Annotated in this window: 2 protein-coding genes; one reads left to right on the top strand and one right to left on the bottom strand. The window is 42.3% G+C overall.

Annotation, left to right across the window (positions count from 1 at the left end):
- On the bottom strand, positions 1-482 hold a 482-nt coding region (locus HMPREF1992_RS00350), incomplete at its 3' end, for a phage portal protein (RefSeq protein WP_037357756.1).
- Between the two features lie 191 nt (positions 483-673).
- On the opposite strand from HMPREF1992_RS00350, the gene HMPREF1992_RS00345 reads away from it, so the two are divergent.
- A complete protein-coding gene (locus tag HMPREF1992_RS00345) occupies positions 674-1,540 on the top strand; it encodes a hypothetical protein (protein ID WP_006696269.1) in 867 nt (288 codons plus the stop codon).
- Positions 1,541-1,725: the final 185 nt, after the last annotated feature.

Genomic DNA, 1,725 nt, shown 5'->3' with positions numbered 1-1,725 from the left:
TTGTCCGCAAAATTCGGATTCTCCTCCGTGCTTCGCGTGTAAGTATAGTAGAGTTCGCCTGTGCGGCTGTCACGGCTCACCTCCATCTTATCCGGGAGCAGCGGATAGAGTCCGAGAACACGCCCCCTGCCATCTCGAAGTATCTGGGCATAAGCATTTCCCCACAGAAGGAGATGTGCCATGAGAGTCTCGCGGAATACGAAACTCGTCATCTCTGGGTTCGGCGCATCGTGGAGCAGAAAGTACAGCGGATGCTCCGGCACGCGCTCTTTTCCCTGAGCTTTGTAGGCGTAGACGTGGAGCGGCAATCCTGCGATGGATTCGGCAAGAATACGGACACAGGCATAGACTGCCGTTGTCTGCATTGCAGTACGTTCGTTGACCGCCTTGCCCGCTACCGTCTGACCAAACAAAAAGGACAAGCCGCCGAGGTGATTCATGGGCTTGTCCCGTGAACGGAAGAGTTTTGTGAAGAAGTTCATGAGCATCACGCTCCTTTACAGAATTATGTTTTCGAAACATAAGGATTTTTGAGCAACGAACAGGAATATCTAATGTTTTAACGAATTAATAATAAAAGGATATTTCATAGCAAGAAATATGGGGATATTTTGCTCTTAGCTTTGGCTCATCAGCATTAAATCTATAAATAATTTATAGTGAGGTAGAGACTATGATTATTTCTAAACACGGGAAATGCATATTGCTTTCATTACTTATCGCAAGTACCCTATCTTCTGATGCGTTCGCCGAAACGATTGTGCGTACAGAGCGCACTCATAAGTATGCTTCAGTTGTTCAAGATAAAGCCCCAGACCCCATAAGTGTCAATGTTGGAGAAACTGATCCCTCAGCTAAATCCCCCAACCAAAATACTTATGATAATACATCCGTCTCCGTAGGAGATGATACTGCTACAAAGGGAGATTTCGAAAACACATCACCTAATTCTGGTGCAAATATTGAGTTGGCATCATCAACAAAAAATACTCTGAACGAGAATACCTTAGATGATCAAAATGCAAATTCATCTAAACAGAAGAATCTACGATATATTGATGGTTTCAAGATAAAAGGGCCTGCCATAACAACGCAATCACAGGATGGTTTCTTTTTATACACAAGCAAACTATATGAAGAGCATGAACAATATGGTGGCTTTACCTTGTTAGTACAAAAATACAGAAATACGGCTACGCTCGGTCCTAGCGATATTGCAACATCACTTACTTGCAGTTGGAGTATGGATTTCGACGCTTTAATTAACAAAAATCATAAACCTCGATTCATTGTAGTAGCTAATGATGGAACTTCTAAAATTATTGAATTAAATATGCATAGCTCCGCTGCTGAGTATTTCTCAGTAGAATCACCCAAATGGGGGAACTTTATACAAAATGTTGATAAACTTTATTTAGAAATTTCATCTCAATCAGGTGATAACATAAGGCTACCTATTCCCACCGATGCCATTGATCAGTGGAATACCGTTGTAAATGCTGATATGAAAAAACTAAAAAAAGAATTTGAAAACAAATAGGCAGTGTATAACATGGTGTGATATACCAATTTGTTAAGTCTCATCTACCCATTACGCAAATTCAACCATCTAAAACACCCACACGCCGCGACTCTCGTACACCGATTCCGACGTATCATTCCCACACCGAATCGCACGATCCAGTGCCATAATGAGCGCAATCACGCCGTCGATCTTCTCGGTGG

Origin of the sequence: Selenomonas sp. oral taxon 892 str. F0426, from assembly GCF_000468035.1 — a bacterium.
Classification (GTDB): Bacteria; Bacillota; Negativicutes; order Selenomonadales; family Selenomonadaceae; genus Centipeda.
This window is presented reverse-complemented; position numbering and strand designations above follow the sequence as displayed.